The organism is Legionella sp. ST3F1 (assembly GCF_048553315.1).
GTDB classification, from domain to species: Bacteria; Pseudomonadota; Gammaproteobacteria; order Legionellales; family Legionellaceae; genus Tatlockia; species Tatlockia donaldsonii.
In genome coordinates this window covers 1-18,725 of sequence record NZ_JBLZIO010000032.1, presented here as the reverse complement: position 1 = coordinate 18,725, position 18,725 = coordinate 1, and the positions used below count along the sequence as shown (strand labels likewise).

Genomic DNA, 18,725 nt, shown 5'->3' with positions numbered 1-18,725 from the left:
GGATACAAGCTCTCTTCTCCCATCCCAAGTGCCCTTGAGATTAAGCATTTCTGCCTACTTTTTAAAGATACAAGCCTTGATGAAAGCCGAAGGCTGTAATCCGGGGATTTTAAACGGCGCTTGTATGCTGCCCCGTTTATTTGGAATCCCGGGTTTCGGCTGCGCCTGCACCCAGGCTACAAAAGTACTTCGTTATCCGCTGCGCTTTATATGTCGGGATTACTCCTTGCTTTCAGCTAACTTATAAAGGGCATTTTGTAAGGGTGGATAATTGCAGTGCTCTCCGGCTTCCTTAATGAAATGGCGGGCGGAGGTCGACAGTGTTTTTTTCTGATTTTTGGGGGCGGGACTTGTTTGCTGGCAGATCTCAGCAATGTGAATCTTGATCGAGGTCAACTGGTATAATCCGGCCTCTTTCCTCAATTTATCGCGCAAGACGGGCAGGCTATAGCGTAATTCCGTTGCCCAGGCCGCACTGGAAACGGTGAGCAGCAGGCAACCTTTGTTAAAACTCCCTACCTGGCAATGCTCGGATAGCGGTGGGGTTAAGTAATGCCTGAGTTTACTATTTAATTCGTCGAGCTGAATGGCGCGCTGGCAGATTTCAAGCAATTGCGGATTTAGGCAGCGGTTAATAGGGCGCATTGTTCAAAACCTGAATTAACAAAGGGATAGCATAGCAAATTTGTCGCATCTGCCATATGATATAGAAAATAATAGTTGAACGGACAGAGTATAACGTGACTGATTTAACCAGGCCAATGATGGCAGACAACAACGATGTGGTTTATTTTGCAAGACTTCATTGGCTTCTGTTTTTCTGGCCGGCAGTTCTCGCCTGTTTAGCCCTCTATTTTGGTTTTACCTTTCCCACGTTAAAAGAGTTATCGCTTTTCCTTTTCGTCTTTGCTCTTGCCTGGGGAGGAATAACCTGGGTCAATTACCATTTCTCGTCACTGACCATCAAGAAAAAGCAAGTGATCCTGCGCACAGGCCTGCTGGTAAGGCAGACGATTGATATTCCTTTAACTAAAATAGAGAGTATTGATATCCGCCAATCCGTTTTAGGCAGTATTTTCGGGTATGGTTGTCTCGTGATAACGGGGACTGGCGGCACACGCCATATGATTAGCTATCTCCATAAACCCTTAACTTGCAGACGTTATATTGAACAATTGATGCATGGATAATGAGCATTGGTCCAGTCTTTATTTTACCCAGCCGATCTTATCAATCACGCCATTAACTGGCGGGTTGCAGCATCAAGTTGATTTAATTGAACTGCTGGATCGAAGCAAATGGATCGCTAAGAAATTTTCTTCGCCGACCTGGCTTGGCGCAACAACCCGGCAACGATTAGAATTCACCCAGGCTATAGCAACCATTGCAGCCAATCAACTCGGTTTGACTTTTTCTGCCTGGCACACCGAGGCAAATGATTGCCTGCTGACTGTCGATGGTCATTTTGCGTTGATTCTTCCCTACTGTGAAGGGCGCGTGCTGGAGGCAGTAGATTCTAAACAGGCTTACCTCCTTGGCAATAGGCTGGCACAGCTGCATTTACTCCCTTTGCCTGGCGACGGTGCGGAACGTTTTCCTCCTATTGTACCGCCAGAAGGATGGGCTCATCTCCCTTGGTTAGGAGAACTCATTAATCACTGTAATCGCTATCGTGATTATGACTCGCAAAACTGGGTGGTTAGCCACCGGGATATCCACGTTAATAATATTATTTGGCGCGATCGTGAAACACCGCATGTCATTGATTGGGAAAGCGCAGGTTATATTCATCCCTTTGTTGAGTTGATAGGGCTTGCTGTAAACTGTGCAGGCATGGCTAATTCTCTCTTCGCAACAGAGCAGTTTCAAGCGACTTTGCTGGGTTATGCGGAATGTGCTGGTCACTTGCCCGGGATGGATGCTATTTTATGGCAGCAGACCTTGCACAGTTGGTTGCTTTGGTTGACGTATTGTTTGGAGCGGGGCTGGGAAAAAGAGGCCTGGCAAACCATAAAGGTTATTGAATTCATTGGGGATAGCATGGAGAACATGCAGCAGCTTTATGCCGGACTTTACCTGAAATTTAAAAAATAATTGTGTGCAAGAGCGCTCTTTTCCATTAACAAGCGAGCCATCATGAAAATAATTGATTTACGCAGTGATACAGTGACCAGGCCAGGTAAAGCAATGCTTGCTGCCATGATGAATGCTGAAGTGGGGGACGATGTCTTTGGTGAAGATCCGACGGTCATGATGCTGGAAGAATTGATTAGCGATAAAGCCGGTATGGAAGCAGCTGTCTTCTTACCTTCTGGAACACAATCCAATTTGATCGCGATTATGGCGCATTGTGAACGAGGGGATGAATATATTGTTGGGCAAACAGCCCACTGTTATTTATTAGAGGGGGGCGGGGCAGCGGTTTTAGGGAGTGTGCAACCGCAGCCGCTTGATTTTGAGCCGGATGGTACTTTGGCATTGGAAAAAGTGGCGCCAGCGATTAAACCAATCGATCACCATTACGCACGTACTAAATTACTTTGTCTTGAGAATACGGTTGACGGGCGGGTTTTACCACTGGCCTATTTGCAACAAATGAAACTTTTTTGTCAGCAGCAGGGTCTTCAAAGCCACCTGGATGGGGCACGGGTTTTTAACGCAGCAGTGAAATTGCAGTGCTCCCTTAACGATATCAGTAACCATTTTAACTCGATTTCTATCTGCCTCTCCAAAAGTCTGGGTGCTCCTGTGGGCTCCGTTTTAGCAGGCAGTAGCGAATTCATTAAAAAAGCACGACGTTGGCGTAAAGTATTGGGCGGCGGTATGCGCCAGGCTGGTATTTTAGCGGCGGCAGGGATTTACGCGTTGGCGCATCATATCAACCGCTTGGCTGACGATCATGACAATGCCTTGTATTTAGCGAGTACGTTGGCTGAGCTTGAGGAAATCGACGTGGATACGGCTGCCTTGCAAACCAATATTTTATTTATAAGGGTCAAACACCATTATAAAGAATTGCAATCCTATTTGCAGGGAAGGGGAATAATCCTCCCTAAACAGCCTAATAAACAGGGCAGGATAAGATTGGTTACTCATCTTGATGTGTCGAGAAAGGATTTGACGTTTGTGGGGCAAGCAATCAAGTCTTTTTATTGTAAAGCGGTATCTGAGAGCAGTTAATTTTTTCGCAGTTTCCTTATTGGAAGAGACATAAAATGCTATTTGATTTACCTTATCATTTTCTTTTACCGCTTTTATTTTTAACGGGTCTTGTCGCTGGCACGGTCGATGCGATTGCTGGAGGCGGCGGTTTAATTAGTCTGCCCATGTTGCTAGGGGTGGGTGTGCCGCCACAGGTTGCATTGGGAACCAATAAGCTACAGGGGGCGATAGGGACTTTCGTAGCGTCTTGCGGCTATTATCGGCAAGGGCTGCTTTCACTGAATACAATCTATAAAGGATTAATGTGGGGAATTTTGGGCACCATACTCGGTGCTGTCGCAAGTCAGGTCCTGAATAGCGATATTTTAAGAAAAGTCATCCCCCTCCTTTTATTAGCCATCCTGATTTATACCATCTTTTCACCCAAACTGGGCTCAGAGGATGGAGAGCCAAAAATAAATGAATTTTGGTTTTATATTTTTTTTGGTTTTTTCCTGGGATTTTATGATGGTTTTTTTGGGCCCGGGACTGGTTCACTCTGGGTGTTTTCACTGACTTTTTTTCTTGGCTATAACTTTGTTAAGGCGTCTGCCTACACCAAGGTTTTTAATCTGAAAAGCAGCCTGATCGCGACACTCTGTTTTGCTTTCGGCGACAACATTGATTACACGCTTGCCCTGTGTATGGCCATGGGGCAATTAATAGGCGGCAGGATAGGCGTGTATTTTGCCATCAAGAACGGCGCCCGGTTAATCCGCCCCATTTTTATTTCTGTTGTTTCCACGACAATTATTACCCTGCTCTATAAAAGTTATGGGGGAGATCATTTTCTGCGACTCCTTCATACCTTCGGTTTAATACCTGCAGCCCTGGTCCTGGGGGTTTCTGTGATCAGCATGACAATCCTTTACCTTCGGCAAAGTAAACGAAGACGGCAGAGGCAGGAGGCCGACGCTGCAGTGGAAGGTCATTAGTCATTTAAACAAGGCCCTCACAAGTCAGGGCCTTGGGTATTTTTCGACGTTGATTTACATTTTGAGTGAAGCGGTTACATAGGGTCCGTCTACGGAAAAGCTGTCGGTGGTTTTTAATAGACTTTGCAGGAAAACAGCCCCTGAAACGATTCCTAACGAGCCCGGAACATAGGTAGAGGGGACATAATTTTGTATGGCATTCACGTAAATAGCCGCCATATAACCAGCTTCTATGCTGAATAATTTATCGTTTGACTGCCGGGAGTATTTAAGACCTAATTTTGCATCCAGCGCAGGGACAAGTTGCACGAAGCTTTTATGCGATATCGATTGATGATTGACAGGAATCCCTGTGCCAGCCAATACACTCCCTGTACCTGTTGCGCCGGTAGAGGGTTGCTGACTGCCAATATAGAGATTTCCTGCCAATAGCCCTACCGCATTGATGTTATAAAATCCCTGGTATTCTCCATCGATACCTAAACGAATACCGGCCGCATTATATTTCGATTTGGTCGTTATGCCAAAGGTGTAAGGGCCCAAGATGGGGTCAATACCAGAAAAATTGGCGATGATCTTTTGTTCTAGCCACAGGCCGCTAACCCCTGCAAAAATGCGGGTTTTGAGATTGGGATCGAAATAGATATGTTTCGCAAGATCCGTATTAAAGACATCATAGCGGTATTGTAATTGACCATTTGCCGCGCTGGTTGTGCCGGCATCAGGGCCAACGTTCCAGAATGGTCCCGCCATTTGCTGTGCTGGGGGTGCTGCTCTATTGACTGGGAAGGTTCCGTTGTCCGTGGTGCGCAAATGGGCCCAATAGAAATTGATATCATTGCCTGACTCAGGAAAAACGTGGCGGAAATTAAGTGAGAAACCCGCACTAAAATCGGGGTCAATGCCTTCTGGTTGCCAACTTGGTGAAAGAATAGGCGTAGGTACGTTTGAATTAAACGGATCGACTAATACAGCGTAATCATTGCTCCCGCCTGGACGCAAGAAAATTGCACCGGCAGAAAACTCATTTGATGCGGGCAAATTAGGAATATAGACATCAAATCTTCCTTCCTTAGCGCCCATTTCACCCGCTATTCCCGTTTGGAAGGGGGCCATTAAAATACTGAAGAGAGTAAACGATAGTAGTTTTTTGCTAAACATGAGTACGTCCTGTAAATCAAAATGTTAATCCCAATAAGTTGATAAAATGCAAATCCAGGGTATATCCGTTAACGTATCTCCTTTGTTCTTATCGAAAATTTTTACAGAGGATATATAAAAATCGTAATGGCGTACATATCTTGAATAGGTATTTCAAATAAATTAATCGTTGACTTAACAGGCTCCTGTGCTAGAGCACAGAAAGCCTGCTGCAAATAAAAAGGGGCATGGTCTGTTTAAGGGGCAGGAAAAGGCTATTCCTCATCACTGCTGGAATAACCGCAGCCTTCATTGGGACACATAATTTGCCGGCCAGAACGTTTCGTTTCCTTCACGGTCAACAAGGGCCAGGCGCATTTGGGGCAAGGCTTATCAATGGGTTCATTCCATAGCGCATAATCGCATTTAGGATAGCTGCCGCAAGAGAAAAATATTTTTCCTTTACGCGACTTACGCTTGAGGATCTTGGCGCTATGGCATTTGGGACACTCAACCCCTGTATCAGCCGGTTTTTCCAACGGTTCTATATGGGTACATTGCGGATAATTGCCACAACCGATAAAACGGCCGTATCGACCTGTTTTAACATGCAGTGGCCCTGAACATTCAGGGCAATTCCGCCCCTCGACTACTTCAGGTTCTGATTTTTCGCCTTCGCCATTCGCACTGAGATCCTGGGTATAATCACACTCAGGGTACCCGGTACAACCGATGAAACGGCCTCGTTTTCCTAAGCGGATTGCCAGCGGTTTATCACATTTTGGACATTTATCATCGAGTATTTCTGTGGTCACATCTTTGCGCTGGACTTGTTCATCCGTATTATGAATCTGTTGAATAAAGGGTTGCCAAAATTCTTCCAATACCGGAATCCAATCTTTTTCACCACGTGATACAGCATCCAAAGTATCTTCCAATTGCGCAGTGAACTTGTAGTCGACATAACGCGTAAAGTGGCCTGTCAGGAAGCGATTAACTATCCTGCCAACGTCGGTGGGGAAGAAACGCTTCTTATCGACCACCACATATTCACGTTGCTGCAAGGTGTGAATAATGGATGCATAGGTTGATGGTCGGCCTATATCATATTCTTCCAGTGCTTTAACGAGCGACGCCTCTGAGTAACGTGGCGGCGGTTCGGTAAAATGCTGGTTGGCAAGAATATCTTTCAGGCTAACTTTTTCACCTACCTTTAATGCGGGAAGTAACATTGCATTTTGTTCATCATCCGGTGAATCATCCCGCCCTTCTTCATAGACGGTAAGAAAACCGGGGAAGGTGATGGTTGAGCCATTGGCACGAAATAGATTGCCTTCGCCACAGCTTAAGTCTACAGCGACTGTATCGACCAAGGCTTCGGCCATTTGACAGGCAATGGTCCGTTTCCAAATAAGGCTATAAAGCTTGAATTGCTCAGTAGTCAGCGCGGCCTGTACCATTTCTGGCGTGCGTTTAACCGACGTGGGTCGAATTGCTTCATGGGCTTCTTGCGCATTTTTCGACTTGGTTTTAAAAACGCGGGCAGTTTTGGGGCAATTATCATCACCATAACGCTCGCAAATGTACGTTCTAATTTCCTCTATCGCTTCATTGGCCAAATTGACGGAGTCAGTACGCATGTAGGTAATCAAACCCACGGTACCGGAACCAATATCGATCCCTTCATAGAGCTGCTGGGCAATCATCATGGTTTTACGCGCGGTAAACCCTAATTTGCGGGCAGCTTCCTGTTGAAGTGTGGAGGTAATAAAAGGCGCTGCCGGATTACGTTTACGTTGTTTCTTTTCAACCTGTTCAACAAGCAGGTGACCCTGTGCCTGTTGAAGCAAGGTTTTTTGTATGTTGTGTGCCTGATCTGCCCCATTAATCGTGAATTGTTGCAGTTTTTCACGGTTAAAATGGGTGAGTCTTGCTTCAAAAGGGGTGCTGCTATGCTGGCATTGGGCAATAATTCGCCAATACTCCTGCGCCACAAACCGCTCAATTTCTTCCTCGCGCTCTACAATGAGTCGTAACGCCGGGCTTTGCACGCGGCCGGCAGAAAGACCACGACGAATTTTTTTCCATAGCAGGGGCGACAGATTGAAGCCTACCAGATAATCTAATGCGCGTCTTGCCTGTTGCGCATTCACTAAATCCATTGAAATCTCGCGCGGATTATTTATCGCGTCTTGAATAGCTGATTTAGTGATTTCATTAAAAAAAATACGGTGAACTTCTTTGTTTTTGAGCAAATTACGCTCTTTCATTAACTCATAAACATGCCAGGAAATGGCTTCCCCTTCGCGATCCGGGTCAGTGGCAAGTAAGAGTGAGTCAGAATTTTTTAAGGCTTTGGCAATCGATTCGATATGTCGTGCATTTTTTTCGATCGGGTTATAGGTCATTGCGAATTTTTTATCAGGATTGACCGACCCTTTGCGGGGCGGTAAATCGCGCACATGGCCATAGGAGGCCAAGACATCATAATCTTTGCCCAAGTATTTTTGTATGGTTTTAGCTTTCGCGGGCGATTCCACGATAACCAAGTGTTTGCTCATAGCTTAATAAACCTTTCCTTGTGGTAACGGATCAATGTAACGGTAATTCGTCTTCTTTTTGATATAGCACAAGATCAAGAAAAGCTAATTGAGCTGCATCAAGATTTTCAGCGAGTGTGTTACGAATAGTCCATTTTGTTTCCTGCAGGGTAACAAAACGGGACTCGGAGAATAACAGCTGATTGATAATGATTTCCAATGTTTCCGATTCCACGATTCCCCAGGACATTAAGCGGGTTATAAATTGGTAGCTGGCTTTGGTCAATCGCATCTTTTCATCGGCTGTAAAAACGCGCATCGCAGTGTCTTGCGCGGGCTTTATAACCACGGTCCGGCTTTCAATGCTTGACGTTTCGTAAACGTCACTGTCGTCTTCTTGTCCATTCTCATTAGGTGTAGCAGAGGTGGTACTTTCCTTTAATTGGGATAAACTTTTTTCAAAAAAATTCATTAACATTTCAAACAAGCTATCTTTCATAATTAACACCTCATGTAACCACCGGGAACGGCTTTGACAATTCCCTGTAATTCTAATGTAACCAGGTTGCAGGTTACTTCTTCAACATTTAAACCACTGCGTGCCATCATTTGATCAACAGTAGTTACTTCAAACCCAATGCACTTTACTAGGTTTTCATTATCCGTGGCAAGGGATTGCCTCAGGTCATTTTGTTTCGCTTGCGGATTAGCCAAGCCTAATTCATCTAATACATCCTGACTGGATGTTACCAATCTGGCTCCCTGCTGCAGCAGGTGATGGCAACCTCTGGCCTGTGGATTGAGGAGCGATCCCGGCACCGCAAGAACATCACGGTTTTGCTCTAGCGCCAGACGCGCTGTAATCAATGAACCGCTCCGAATTGCTGCCTCAACGACCAATGTGGCTAATGATAAACCGCTTATTATACGATTTCTGCGTGGAAAATGTCCAGCTGTTGGTGCGGTTTTTAGCGAAAATTCACTGATAAGCAGGCCATTTTGACTTATTTCGGCAGCCAATTGAGCGTTTTGTCGTGGATAAATACGATCAATCCCGGTAGCCATTACTGCGACCGTTTTTCCCTCGGCATCCAGGCAGCCGCGATGGGCTTGGGTATCAATACCCTGCGCCAGGCCACTAACGACGGTAAGCTTATTCATTGTCAGCTCATAGGCAAAGCGTCGGGCAAGTTCGCTACCTGTTATAGAGGGCTTTCGACTACCCACGATGGCGATGGCTGGTTGTTGCAAGCAGGATAATTCGCCAATTGCATACAAGATGAGCGGAGGGTCATGAATTTCTTTCAATAAGGTCGGGTAATTGCTGTCTTCCCAGGTTAACAAATGGTGATTGCTCTTTTCTTGCCAGCGAAAATCGGCTTCCAGTTCCTTAAAATGAAAGGTGCTGATTGCCTGGGCCATTTTAGCGGGTAAGCCTGCTTGCTGTAATTGTTGCTCGGATAAGCGAAACATTTCTTCCAGATCGGGCCAGCGCTGCAATAATTTCACCAGGGTGCGGGGGCCAATCTGCTCTATTTTATTTAAGGCGATAAGATACGGTTTATTATTCATGGCTGAATGGTGCAGTCCTTTTCAAAGGTCATGGCAGGCATGAGCAAACAGGCTGCAACGGGTTGTTCTACGGTCAGAAATCCTGATAATTTCCCGTGGCAGCGAAACAGCGAATAAAAAGGCGTTCATTGCCAAAAGGATAATGACACAGGAACCAGCGATTCGTGTCATATGGATGTTGTCGTCCGTGAGCCTGGGCATGCATCTTGCAGCCATACGAGGTATTGGGGATAATAGCACGCATTATTAGGTAGGAAACAGATATTTTATGGCTATCCGCAAGATTATTTATTTACCTGACGAACGGTTAAGACTCAAAGCAAAACCTGTTGAACAATTTGATGATGACTTACAAACGCTCATTGATGATATGTTCGACACGATGTACCACGCCAATGGGGTTGGACTTGCTGCGCCACAGATAGGCATCAGCCTCCGTTTATCAGTGGTGGATGTCATTGGGGATAAAAAACAGCAATTGGTATTGGTTAATCCTGAAATTATTGCCAAAGAAGGCGAGGCTGAATATCAGGAAGGATGCCTTTCTGTTCCCGGTGCTTATGATACGGTGATCCGAGCCAAGAAAGTGACCATTCGGGCACAAGATCGTTTCGGCAAACCCTTTGAAATGACTGCGGAGGGGCTTTTGGGCGAATGTTTTCAACATGAAATTGATCACTTAAACGGCAAGCTTTTTGTTGATCTGCTTTCCCCTCTTAAGCGTGCGATGGCAAGAAGAAAGCTGGATAAATTTAAACGGTTGAATGTACGTAAGTTATGAGTAGTTTAAATATCGTTTTTGCGGGTACGCCTGAATTTGCAATCCCGTCACTTGATGCGCTTGCCAAGTCTTCCCATCGTTTGTTGGCAGTCTACACGCAGCCGGACAGGCCTGCGGGTCGTGGCCGTAAATTACAGCCATCAGCGGTTAAAAGTTGGGCGTTGTCTCATGAAATACCCGTTTACCAACCCCTTAATTTTAAAAGTGAACAGGCGATTACCGAGCTAGCGCAATTAAAGCCAGATATTCTCGTCGTGATTGCTTATGGTTTAATTTTGCCCAAAGTTGTGCTGGCTTTACCTCGTTTGGGCTGCATTAATTCCCATGCGTCTTTATTACCCCGCTGGCGTGGTGCATCCCCTATCCAGCAGGCTGTGTTACATGGTGACGACGAGTCTGGGGTCACCATCATGCAAATGGATGCTGGTATGGATACCGGCGCTAAATTGGCCGAAATCAGCTGTCCTATTTTTTCTGAAGATACGGCAGGCAGTTTGCACGACAGACTCGCCCAATTGGCGGTAAAGCCCCTGTTATCCACGCTTGACGCGCTTGCCTGCGGGCAGGCAAAACCAGTTCCTCAGGATAATAGCCAGGCTACTTATGCGGGAAAAATAAAAAAAGAAGATGCCGCAATTAATTGGCAGCGCCCGGCAACTCAGATCGTTAATCAGGTGCGTGCATTTAATCCCTGGCCCATTGCTTATACACAAGCCGGTGAAGAGCTCTTACGGATCCATCAGGCTCATGTCGTCGCCAATACAAGCTCCGCGGAGCCTGGCACAATCCTGTCTATCGATAAAAAAGGCATTTTAGTGGCTGCAGGTCATCAAGCGGTCATGATTGATTATTTGCAATTTCCAGGCGCCAAGGTAATGCCTGTCTCTGCCTGGTTGAATTCGGGTCGAGCGCAACACTATATTCATTTGGTCCTGCGATGAAAAAAAATGAGCGCTTGCAAGCGCTGCGTATTTTAGTGAAATTACTCCAAGAGAGAACGCCGCTTTCTCATCTGTTTCAAGCACAGAGTGAGTTGACTCCATTAACAAAAGAAATTTGTTTTGGTGTTTGCCGTCATTATTTTCGCCTGCAGGCGATAGCGGATTGCCTGGTTGATAAACACCCGAAAGCAGTCGATGTCTGGTTGGTTTTGCTGATTGGTCTTTATCAGCTCCATTTTATGCAAAAGCCTGATTATGCCGTCGTTAAAGAAACGGTTGCCTTACTTGATCCACTTAAAAAATCCTGGGCAAAGGGATTAGTGAATGCGGTTTTAAGAACCTATTGCCGCGAACAAGCTGCCCTGGTGGCTCGTCTGCAAACTAACCCTGATTTTCTTTATGGGCATCCGGCCTGGTTTGTACAGCGTTTGCAACAAGATTGGCCTGACGATTGGCAAGCCATTCTTGAGGCTAATGACGCTCATCCCCCAATGAGTTTGCGGGTGAATCGACAACGCGGTGACCGAGCAGCTTACCTGGAGCGGTTACATCAAAAAGGAATTAAAGCTTACCCGACAATGGATGCAATGCAGGGAATTACCCTGGAAAATCCTTGTAATGTGGATGACTTACCCGGTTTTAGTGTCGGTGATGTTTCTGTGCAGGATGAAGCAGCACAATTCGCTGTTTCACTGCTATCCTTGCAACCTGGGTTGCGCTTACTGGATGCTTGTTGTGCCCCTGGTGGTAAAACCTGCCACATTCTCGAAACCGAGCCGGCATTGAAAGCGTGTATGGCCCTTGATATTGAGGAAAAGCGTTTGCAACGGGTGAGAGAGAATCTGACCCGTTTAAACCTGAAGGCAACGCTACTGCAGGGTGACGGACTCAATCCGGCGTCGTGGTGGGATGGACAGCTTTTTGAACGGATTCTCCTTGATGCCCCCTGTTCCGCAACGGGCGTTATCCGACGTCATTCTGATATTAAATTATTGCGCACAGAGGCCGAGGTGACTGAAATTACCCACCTGCAGCGTGCGCTGTTAGAAAGCTTGTGGCCTTTACTGGCGCCACAGGGTTTGCTGGTTTATGCCACTTGTTCAATACTCAAAGAGGAAAATGAACTGCAAATTGCCCAATTTGTGGCGCAGCACCCGGACTGCCAGGTAGTGACTGGGCAAAAAAGCTGGGGTCGAGTGACAGGCTATGGGTGGCAAATTTTCCCGGGGGAAAACAATAGGGATGGGTTTTTCTATAGTGTGCTTAGGAAGGGATAAATGATGCAAATTAATTGGCCGTTAATCATTGTATTATTTTGTTTATCGTTGCCCGGCGTCTTGATTGCTGTGCCGCGTTTGATTTATTTGTTATTACCAGAAAATAGCGAACAATTAAAAAAACGACTCAGTAAATTGGCTGTTGCGCAGACCTTGTTAATGGTTTTCCTGATGTGTTTGGCCGGCGCAGTCTTGTCGGTACGTACAGGTCTTGATGCCACTCTTTTAGATTCCTTGCTACAAGGCAAAAGCATCAGGGGTGATATAGCGGGTATTCTCCCCGTTTTTTTATACACCATTGGAGGCCTGGTGGTGTTTTTTATCCTTTACTACGGTGTGGTCGGTAGTATTTTGGATGAGGCGAGCTTACAGATCATGAGAAGAATACGCGCAGTCTTGCATCTGGATGGCTGTATTTTATATGGCGGCGTTGTGGAGGAAATTCTTGGTCGTTGGGGATTAATGAACGTCATCGCCTTTTTTGCCATCTTTTTTGCGGGAGAAAAAACGCCTCTTGTCATGTGGAGCGCAATTTTCCTGAGTGGTCTGCTGCTAACAGCAGGACATATTCCTGCCTATCTTGCTGCGGGTTGTCAGTCAAGTCGCCGTTTCATTTATGCCATGCTGTTGCTTCATGGTTGGCAGGCAATTCTTTTTGGCTGGCTTTTTTGGCAATATGGCTTTATTGCCACGGTCGTTGCCCATATGGTCTTCCATTTAGGCTGGTATCTGTACGATAGAACGTAAAGATTGTGTAAAAAAAGCCCGTCTTAATATTCAGTTAAGTTGATAGCCTTAATCTCTAAAGCTAATGATAACTTTATTAGCGATAGTTTAAATGTCCCGTTTCAAGCAATTCAGCAGTGAGTTTGCAGAGCTTACCAAAGCAGTCGCTCAAACACCGGATAATTACGATAAGAAGGCCGAGACCTTAGGTCTGATGGCGCAAATGAAAGCGCTGGCTACTAGTGGTGATACGATGGCGCAATATCGGTTAGCACAAGCGTATCCTAAACATTCAGCCCCTTATTTTGAATGGATGCAGGCTGCAGCTTGCCAAGGGTTTACCAATGCCATGTTAGCTTTGAGTACGGCGTTGCTAGAAACCAAGGCTGTTTCTGCGATTCAGCAGGCAGCAAAATACCTGGTGCAGATTTTACGCTCAGAGGATAGTTACATCAAAGATGAAGCAACCGCGTTGCTGGATTCTAACCGCTTGTTAAAAGCGGAAGTGAATCGACAAATGGGTAAAACGAATGTGGGTAGAACAGCCGTCAGCTTTTTTGCCAAGGATGCTGATGAGGTGATTCATTGCCGACCCGAGTCTCAAGCCAGTATAAAGCCCTAATTGGTCATTGATTGACTCGTCTGTATGGGCGGTTAGAGATTGCATCTCTTCAAGCCCTTATGAAACAATAGATCTTCTCTCTGGTTCTCGTTAATTGTCTATGAAAAGGGTATTCAAAACAATTCCTATCGACTTACTCCAGGCTGGGCGCTATCAGCCGCGTAAGCATTTTTCTGAAGCGGCATTACAAGAATTGGCCGACTCCATTCTTACCCAAGGGTTGATTGAACCTTTAGTGGTTAGAGAAATCACTGCCAACCAATACGAAATTATTGCCGGTGAGCGACGATGGCGTGCAGCGATGTTGGTCGGTGTAAACGAGTTACCTTGCTTAATCGGTAACTATAGTGATCAACAGGCGGCAGCCGTCACGCTAATAGAAAACATTCAACGTGAAGATTTGAATCTGATTGAAGAAGCTAGCGGCTATCAACGGTTACAGCAGGAATTTCACTTTCAGCAAGATGAAATTGCCGTACTTGTCGGAAAATCCCGCAGTCATATTGCTAATCTGCTGCGCCTGTTGACGCTTTGTGATCCGGTACAAGAGAAAATAAAAACGGGGCAATTGTCGCTTGGCCATGCAAGAATGTTAGTCGGCCTGCAAGCCAGACAACAAATGAATTTAGCCATTGAAATCGAAGAAAAAGGGTGGTCAGTCCGGCAGTTGGAAAAAAAAGTAAGGGAGCTAAAAGCCGGGGAATTACCCCTGCGTGATCCTCAACGAGATCGGGATATCGAGCGCCTGCAAAACACCCTCGCAGAACAAATTGGCAGTCCTGTCCAGATTGTCAGTGAAAATGGGCAAGGGGGCTGGTTACAAATTAAATTTTTCGACAATGACACATTAGCCGGCTTGCTGGAGCGTATGGGCTTGCGTTATGACTAGCGTTTTTCCAGCCTAATGAGTCTACTCAGGAAGCCAAAACGATCAAAACGTGCCAGGGGCGCCTATTGGTTTGGTCTTACAAATGTCACCTGTGGCGCTCTAAGCCATTGTGGGTGCAGCAAACACTAGAAACAGGCAAGTCCTGCGTGTTTGGATCATTCGGCTTAAACAAACATTGCTTAACACTTACCTACAAAATGGCCGGTATGACTTACCAACGGCACGGTAGACCTTGTAGGTAAGGGGGTAGGAAAAAACGTATTCCTGTTAGGTTGTATGGCTGCAACTTTGGGGAACGTATCAGGATTATTAAAATCAATATCCAAATGTGGTAGCAGTATTAACGCAGTGCTTTTATCTCTCTGATAGTGACCCATCTCTCTAGAAAACGAGGTGGAATAGCCTCTTAGTGCAGTGATCAGACTTTCAGTTAATAACATCTCATTATTTAGTACATGACAGACAGCCTCTTTTAAAAGCCTGCGTAGTGTGTCGGCTTGTTCGCGAGGACAACCGTATTTTATTCCTCGTATGAGTGTTTCATCGATTGTTCGCGTTATATCTAAATATTGCTCAAGAAATTCACCCTTTTTATTCGTGTCGGCTAGCTTTTGATGTATTTCGCGCAGGACTCGCAAATAAGGACTATCTGCTTTAATTGGGGTATTCGTACCCGATAAGGCAGATAAAGCAAATTTTAATAACTGTTGCGGTCCTTCATCTTCAAGATCTAATTTCGACCACCATTTCCAATCTTCTTGCTGCTGAGTCGCTGCGGCTAAATCAGCATCAAGGGTTTGGGGGGCATAATAATGATAGCTGCTTTTGTCCAATAACTCAGCGAGTTCGCTAATCATATCCCCATCTTTATTGAACTCTTTTTTCGGTATAGAAACAAAGCGCGCATAAATTAATCCTTTCCCTCCCAGTAATACTTCATCATCAGTGCGTTGTTTTTCTCTTAATGCAATGACAAGATCACTGGTATAAAACACTTGGGGATTGATAGTATTGTAATGAGGCAACTGCCATACAGTTCCTTCTTTTTTAAATAGACAGTTTTCACCACGCTCTTCTGTCCCTCCAGATAACCTGATTTCTTCGCAGATGCGTTTAGGGATAAAAATAAAGTGAAGATAATCATTACCTGAATCGGCATATCTCAGGATTGTATCGATTACATGACCATTTTCTTTAATAGGAAAAGTACTTAAATAGCCAGAGTCTATAAACAGGCGTTCTAATTCTTTTCCCGGTTTAGTAGGAATATTAAGATGTTCAGCTGGGAGTACCTTAAAGCGCTCTCGATTAACTAAATCCTCCAGCGTAACACGTTCTCGCTTATCTGTACGGCCAAAAATATAATAAGGGGAGAGGGTGCTATCCTCTACCTTTACTCTTTTTTCAGAGGATGAATTTGGGGCCATTGCAGAGGATACTTTACGCTTCATAGGAGAACCAGTTAAAAAAAAGCGTATTGTATAATAATTGATCTTTGTGATCAAGTTTTGATTTATAATGGTCTCTCTGAAATAACGCAACGGTGTTATTTTTTACAGGGTTGCGTTTCAGATTTTAAAGGTAGCGCTTTGATGCGGAGCATAACCTAAAAGCTAATGCATGTAAGTTATTGAATGCTAATCATTAGTACACCTATGAAAATAAAAATACCGCCAATAATAACCGAGGTATCGACATGGTTTTCACCAAAAAAGAGCCAGGTGAACAGAATGGTAAATAAGGGATAGATCAATTCAATAATTCCAGCGACAGTGGCATTTTTCACCTGGATGGATGTCGCAATAAAATAGCTGGCCAAGAGCACAACGGAAATTTCGGCTAATGTTAGCCATAACACTCTGGGCTCGGTTTGTAAGACTAGGAGGTCTTTTTTCATTGACGTGGAATAAGAGAGGGCGGCAAACACGATTGCCCCTAATAACATTTCCAGAGCCAATAACGTGAATGTAGAAATGCTGCGAAGTATCTTTTCAGCCAGGGTATAATTGATACCCCATAAAATGGCTGCAAAGAGTGCGTAGATAACCCACATAGTAAACTCCTGCTTAATTATTGATGACCAGGCATTTTCTACTGTCTGGCCGAAAAGCGTGAGTTCCTGTACTTCGCTGCTCATTTACTCTCATGTAAACGGTGCTGCAATGCTCGTAAATCCACGCTTTTCGACTCAAGCTGGCGAAACGCCAACAGACCACTTAATGAGTGGTTATTAAAAAATCAAGGATCCTGCTGATTACTTGGTCTGATTTTAAAATATATCGATGCCCCAAACCTTCTGTACTTAGAAAATCAACCTCTTGCAAAATTTCTTTCAATTTCAACGCATCACTATAAGGTATTTCGTGATCCTTTTTATCATGGATGAGCAGAACAGGCACACTGATAGGAGAAATAATCGTCTGTATTTCTTCTACAGTCAGTTGTGCTTCCCTTTCTATATAGGATTGAAAATGTTGCTTTGCTCGTGGTGAAAGACGCATAAAAGCGGTAAAGCGATCAAAGATCGCTTGCAAATCGTAGGGTGATGCAATCAAAACAAGTTTTTCTGCCTGCAAACCTTCCTTGGTTGCTAATAGCGTTGCTGCGCCCCCAAAGGAGTGAGCAATGACTGCATGAAAGTTGCCTAACTCCTTCTGACTAGCCAGCATTTTATGGGCAAAATCAACTAAATTAGTGCGTCGGCCGGGTGAGTCGCCATGCGCGGGTCCATCAATAGCAATCACTTGAAAGCCGGCATTAACCAGGGGTCCAACAAAGTGGCCTAGCTGGCTGCCTCTACCGTCCCAGCCATGCATTAATAAAATTTTAGGTCCCTCGCCCCATTGCCATGCTTTTATCTGGCAGGCCAATACCCTTTCTTTGCCATGGCTAATAATATTTTTTTCCCAGTGAGGCCTTTTATGCCTTGTTGGGGTCATAAAACGTTTAGCCGAGATTGTGCCAGCGAGCTGTGGCAAGGCATAGCTGGTAATCGACAGAGCGTTTTTGTAAATCGTCAATAAAATGGGTTCTTTCATGTTCCTCTCCCCTTGTTAAAAATAGGGTATTCAAGGTTGAGGATCAAGGAGAAGAACACATTGGCTTCTGAAGTGGCCAGAATCAATGTACCGGAAAATCAAAATAAGTTTGCGGGTAGGGTTCATTCTTCAGAGTAAAATGCCACCATTCTTTGTCATAGGGTACAAAACCATGGCTTAGCATTAAATCTTGCAGTAAGCGCCGATTTGCTTTTTGTTCCTTACTTAATTTTTGATAGGAGAGATTGGCGCTGACATCCAGGCAATCAAAGCGGGTGCCAGTATTAATCGAGTCGTCATCCATGTGGGCTGTTGTTTGACTGTAGCAACGAGAATGTTTGGCAGGCTCCAGAGGTTGTTTAGCGCCAATTTTAACTAAGGACAGATCGACAGTACTGCCACGGCTATGTCCTGATTTCAAGGAAATGTAACCTCGAGCAAACAAGGTTTTCTTTTCCTCTCGCGGATAAAACGCCATCTTTGTTCGCAGATCCTGTGTATTTTGGCTCCATTTGTAAAACGCATTGACTGCGGTTTGCGGCCGATAACAGTCATAGACTTTGAAACGGTAACCTTTCGCAACCGCTGCCTTCTCAGCCTTTGCCAGCTGCTCTGCAGCAGCCTGGGTCAAGATACAACGGGCAGTTTGATAACCGGGGATAGGTTGGCCAACAAAATTATCAGACCCTGCATAGCGCAAGTCTTCAATTATATCGGGGGCGACATCATGCAAATAGACAAAACCAGCCGGTAAGGCATGGGCTAGATGAGCCACAATAGAAAGCAAAATCAGGAAGAGAATACGTTGCATGTTGTGGTGGGATCCCTGTTCACCGGTTTTTTTAATCATAACTTGCCAGTTAGGGACGAAGGAAGAGTTATAAGAAAAATAATCGCTTGCCTGTGAGGAATGGCAATTGGCAGAGACTTTGTCTGATAGGGAAATCCTGGCTGCAAGCAGCTGTCTCTTGATCAGATCTCTGCCTATTTTTTGTACAACAAGTAACCTTCTAAACGCTCTTGGAGTTTAAACCATCCCTCCCAGAGCGTTTTCCAACTTGCT

At 45.1% G+C, this 18,725-nt stretch carries 19 protein-coding genes; 10 read left to right on the top strand and 9 right to left on the bottom strand.

The features are described 5' to 3' along the window. Positions 1-219 precede the first annotated feature (219 nt). Complete coding sequence (locus ACN4Z1_RS15540; RefSeq protein WP_228362920.1) at positions 220-645, bottom strand: DUF721 domain-containing protein; 426 nt, start codon at positions 643-645, stop codon at positions 220-222. A gap of 119 nt (positions 646-764) precedes the next feature. Between ACN4Z1_RS15540 and ACN4Z1_RS15535 the strand changes: the two genes are divergently transcribed. The 4 genes from ACN4Z1_RS15535 to ACN4Z1_RS15520 are packed head-to-tail and all read left to right on the top strand — an operon-like array spanning position 765 to position 4,136. After that, entirely contained in the window at positions 765-1,190 is a 426-nt protein-coding gene (locus ACN4Z1_RS15535; protein WP_228363050.1) for a PH domain-containing protein, read from the top strand. Beyond that, the gene (locus tag ACN4Z1_RS15530) at positions 1,183-2,094 is read left to right on the top strand and encodes a phosphotransferase enzyme family protein (RefSeq protein WP_228362919.1); all 912 of its coding nucleotides are present in this window, start codon (positions 1,183-1,185) and stop codon (positions 2,092-2,094) included. Before ACN4Z1_RS15535 ends, ACN4Z1_RS15530 begins: the two co-directional genes overlap by 8 nt. Before the next feature lie 42 nt (positions 2,095-2,136). Continuing rightward, positions 2,137-3,180: a low-specificity L-threonine aldolase gene (gene ltaE, locus ACN4Z1_RS15525; RefSeq protein ID WP_228362918.1), complete on the top strand. Its 1,044-nt coding sequence runs from the start codon at positions 2,137-2,139 to the stop codon at positions 3,178-3,180. A 35-nt stretch (positions 3,181-3,215) separates the two neighbouring features. Next, positions 3,216-4,136, top strand: coding sequence for a TSUP family transporter (locus ACN4Z1_RS15520; RefSeq protein WP_228362917.1), 921 nt, complete (start codon positions 3,216-3,218; stop codon positions 4,134-4,136). A gap of 54 nt (positions 4,137-4,190) precedes the next feature. Here the strand turns inward: ACN4Z1_RS15520 and ACN4Z1_RS15515 are convergent, their stop codons facing one another. From ACN4Z1_RS15515 to dprA, 4 genes are all read right to left on the bottom strand, one after another. After that, positions 4,191-5,297: an Lpg1974 family pore-forming outer membrane protein gene (locus ACN4Z1_RS15515; protein ID WP_228362916.1), complete on the bottom strand. Its 1,107-nt coding sequence runs from the start codon at positions 5,295-5,297 to the stop codon at positions 4,191-4,193. Positions 5,298-5,551: 254 nt separating this feature from the next. Further along, positions 5,552-7,837 carry a type I DNA topoisomerase gene (gene topA / locus ACN4Z1_RS15510; protein WP_228362915.1) on the bottom strand — a complete coding sequence of 762 codons (2,286 nt, stop codon included), beginning with the start codon at positions 7,835-7,837 and terminating at the stop codon, positions 5,552-5,554. Between the two features lie 31 nt (positions 7,838-7,868). After that, on the bottom strand, positions 7,869-8,315 hold the full coding sequence (locus ACN4Z1_RS15505; RefSeq protein ID WP_228362914.1) for a DUF494 family protein: 447 nt from the start codon (positions 8,313-8,315) through the stop codon (positions 7,869-7,871). A gap of 2 nt (positions 8,316-8,317) precedes the next feature. Beyond that, positions 8,318-9,388, bottom strand: coding sequence for a DNA-processing protein DprA (gene dprA / locus ACN4Z1_RS15500; RefSeq protein ID WP_228362913.1), 1,071 nt, complete (start codon positions 9,386-9,388; stop codon positions 8,318-8,320). Between the two features lie 268 nt (positions 9,389-9,656). Here dprA and def point away from each other — a divergent pair, with 268 nt between their 5' ends. The 6 genes from def to ACN4Z1_RS15470 all read left to right on the top strand — a co-directional run bounded on the left by def (position 9,657) and on the right by ACN4Z1_RS15470 (position 14,624). After that, positions 9,657-10,169, top strand: coding sequence for a peptide deformylase (def, locus tag ACN4Z1_RS15495; RefSeq protein ID WP_115222212.1), 513 nt, complete (start codon positions 9,657-9,659; stop codon positions 10,167-10,169). Continuing rightward, complete coding sequence (gene fmt, locus ACN4Z1_RS15490; RefSeq protein WP_228362911.1) at positions 10,166-11,110, top strand: methionyl-tRNA formyltransferase; 945 nt, start codon at positions 10,166-10,168, stop codon at positions 11,108-11,110. The genes def and fmt overlap by 4 nt, the downstream gene beginning before the upstream one ends. After that, positions 11,107-12,387 (top strand): 16S rRNA (cytosine(967)-C(5))-methyltransferase RsmB, encoded by a 1,281-nt coding sequence (gene rsmB, locus ACN4Z1_RS15485; protein ID WP_228362910.1) that lies wholly within the window; start codon positions 11,107-11,109, stop codon positions 12,385-12,387. The genes fmt and rsmB overlap by 4 nt, the downstream gene beginning before the upstream one ends. A gap of 3 nt (positions 12,388-12,390) precedes the next feature. Continuing rightward, entirely contained in the window at positions 12,391-13,134 is a 744-nt protein-coding gene (locus ACN4Z1_RS15480; protein WP_228363049.1) for a CPBP family intramembrane metalloprotease, read from the top strand. Between the two features lie 91 nt (positions 13,135-13,225). After that, positions 13,226-13,735, top strand: a complete 510-nt coding sequence (locus ACN4Z1_RS15475) for a hypothetical protein (RefSeq protein WP_228362909.1) — start codon at positions 13,226-13,228, stop codon at positions 13,733-13,735. A 100-nt stretch (positions 13,736-13,835) separates the two neighbouring features. Beyond that, positions 13,836-14,624: a ParB/RepB/Spo0J family partition protein gene (locus tag ACN4Z1_RS15470; RefSeq protein WP_228362908.1), complete on the top strand. Its 789-nt coding sequence runs from the start codon at positions 13,836-13,838 to the stop codon at positions 14,622-14,624. Positions 14,625-14,803: 179 nt separating this feature from the next. On the opposite strand, the gene ACN4Z1_RS15465 is transcribed toward ACN4Z1_RS15470, so the two are convergent. The 4 genes from ACN4Z1_RS15465 to ACN4Z1_RS15450 all read right to left on the bottom strand — a co-directional run bounded on the left by ACN4Z1_RS15465 (position 14,804) and on the right by ACN4Z1_RS15450 (position 18,512). Next, complete coding sequence (locus ACN4Z1_RS15465) at positions 14,804-16,075, bottom strand: hypothetical protein (RefSeq protein WP_228362907.1); 1,272 nt, start codon at positions 16,073-16,075, stop codon at positions 14,804-14,806. Positions 16,076-16,251: 176 nt separating this feature from the next. Further along, positions 16,252-16,761: a DMT family transporter gene (locus ACN4Z1_RS15460; protein ID WP_228362906.1), complete on the bottom strand. Its 510-nt coding sequence runs from the start codon at positions 16,759-16,761 to the stop codon at positions 16,252-16,254. 79 nt (positions 16,762-16,840) lie between these two features. Next, positions 16,841-17,662: an alpha/beta hydrolase gene (locus ACN4Z1_RS15455; RefSeq protein ID WP_228362905.1), complete on the bottom strand. Its 822-nt coding sequence runs from the start codon at positions 17,660-17,662 to the stop codon at positions 16,841-16,843. An 82-nt stretch (positions 17,663-17,744) separates the two neighbouring features. Further along, positions 17,745-18,512 (bottom strand): M15 family metallopeptidase, encoded by a 768-nt coding sequence (locus ACN4Z1_RS15450; RefSeq protein ID WP_228362904.1) that lies wholly within the window; start codon positions 18,510-18,512, stop codon positions 17,745-17,747. Positions 18,513-18,725: the final 213 nt, after the last annotated feature.

What these genes read in the sequence shown, in the direction of transcription:
- ltaE (WP_228362918.1), top strand. Translation starts at nt 2,137, where the DNA reads ATGAAAATAATTGATTTACGCAGTGATACAGTGACCAGGCCAGGTAAA.
- ACN4Z1_RS15530 (WP_228362919.1), top strand. Translation starts at nt 1,183, where the DNA reads ATGGATAATGAGCATTGGTCCAGTCTTTATTTTACCCAGCCGATCTTA.
- ACN4Z1_RS15520 (WP_228362917.1), top strand. Translation starts at nt 3,216, where the DNA reads ATGCTATTTGATTTACCTTATCATTTTCTTTTACCGCTTTTATTTTTA.
- ACN4Z1_RS15480 (WP_228363049.1), top strand. Translation starts at nt 12,391, where the DNA reads ATGCAAATTAATTGGCCGTTAATCATTGTATTATTTTGTTTATCGTTG.
- fmt (WP_228362911.1), top strand. Translation starts at nt 10,166, where the DNA reads ATGAGTAGTTTAAATATCGTTTTTGCGGGTACGCCTGAATTTGCAATC.
- ACN4Z1_RS15450 (WP_228362904.1), bottom strand. Translation starts at nt 18,512, where the DNA reads ATGATTAAAAAAACCGGTGAACAGGGATCCCACCACAACATGCAACGT.
- def (WP_115222212.1), top strand. Translation starts at nt 9,657, where the DNA reads ATGGCTATCCGCAAGATTATTTATTTACCTGACGAACGGTTAAGACTC.
- ACN4Z1_RS15515 (WP_228362916.1), bottom strand. Translation starts at nt 5,297, where the DNA reads ATGTTTAGCAAAAAACTACTATCGTTTACTCTCTTCAGTATTTTAATG.
- ACN4Z1_RS15455 (WP_228362905.1), bottom strand. Translation starts at nt 17,662, where the DNA reads ATGAAAGAACCCATTTTATTGACGATTTACAAAAACGCTCTGTCGATT.
- ACN4Z1_RS15540 (WP_228362920.1), bottom strand. Translation starts at nt 645, where the DNA reads ATGCGCCCTATTAACCGCTGCCTAAATCCGCAATTGCTTGAAATCTGC.
- ACN4Z1_RS15470 (WP_228362908.1), top strand. Translation starts at nt 13,836, where the DNA reads ATGAAAAGGGTATTCAAAACAATTCCTATCGACTTACTCCAGGCTGGG.
- dprA (WP_228362913.1), bottom strand. Translation starts at nt 9,388, where the DNA reads ATGAATAATAAACCGTATCTTATCGCCTTAAATAAAATAGAGCAGATT.
- ACN4Z1_RS15505 (WP_228362914.1), bottom strand. Translation starts at nt 8,315, where the DNA reads ATGAAAGATAGCTTGTTTGAAATGTTAATGAATTTTTTTGAAAAAAGT.
- ACN4Z1_RS15465 (WP_228362907.1), bottom strand. Translation starts at nt 16,075, where the DNA reads ATGAAGCGTAAAGTATCCTCTGCAATGGCCCCAAATTCATCCTCTGAA.
- ACN4Z1_RS15460 (WP_228362906.1), bottom strand. Translation starts at nt 16,761, where the DNA reads ATGAGCAGCGAAGTACAGGAACTCACGCTTTTCGGCCAGACAGTAGAA.
- topA (WP_228362915.1), bottom strand. Translation starts at nt 7,837, where the DNA reads ATGAGCAAACACTTGGTTATCGTGGAATCGCCCGCGAAAGCTAAAACC.
- ACN4Z1_RS15535 (WP_228363050.1), top strand. Translation starts at nt 765, where the DNA reads ATGGCAGACAACAACGATGTGGTTTATTTTGCAAGACTTCATTGGCTT.
- rsmB (WP_228362910.1), top strand. Translation starts at nt 11,107, where the DNA reads ATGAAAAAAAATGAGCGCTTGCAAGCGCTGCGTATTTTAGTGAAATTA.
- ACN4Z1_RS15475 (WP_228362909.1), top strand. Translation starts at nt 13,226, where the DNA reads ATGTCCCGTTTCAAGCAATTCAGCAGTGAGTTTGCAGAGCTTACCAAA.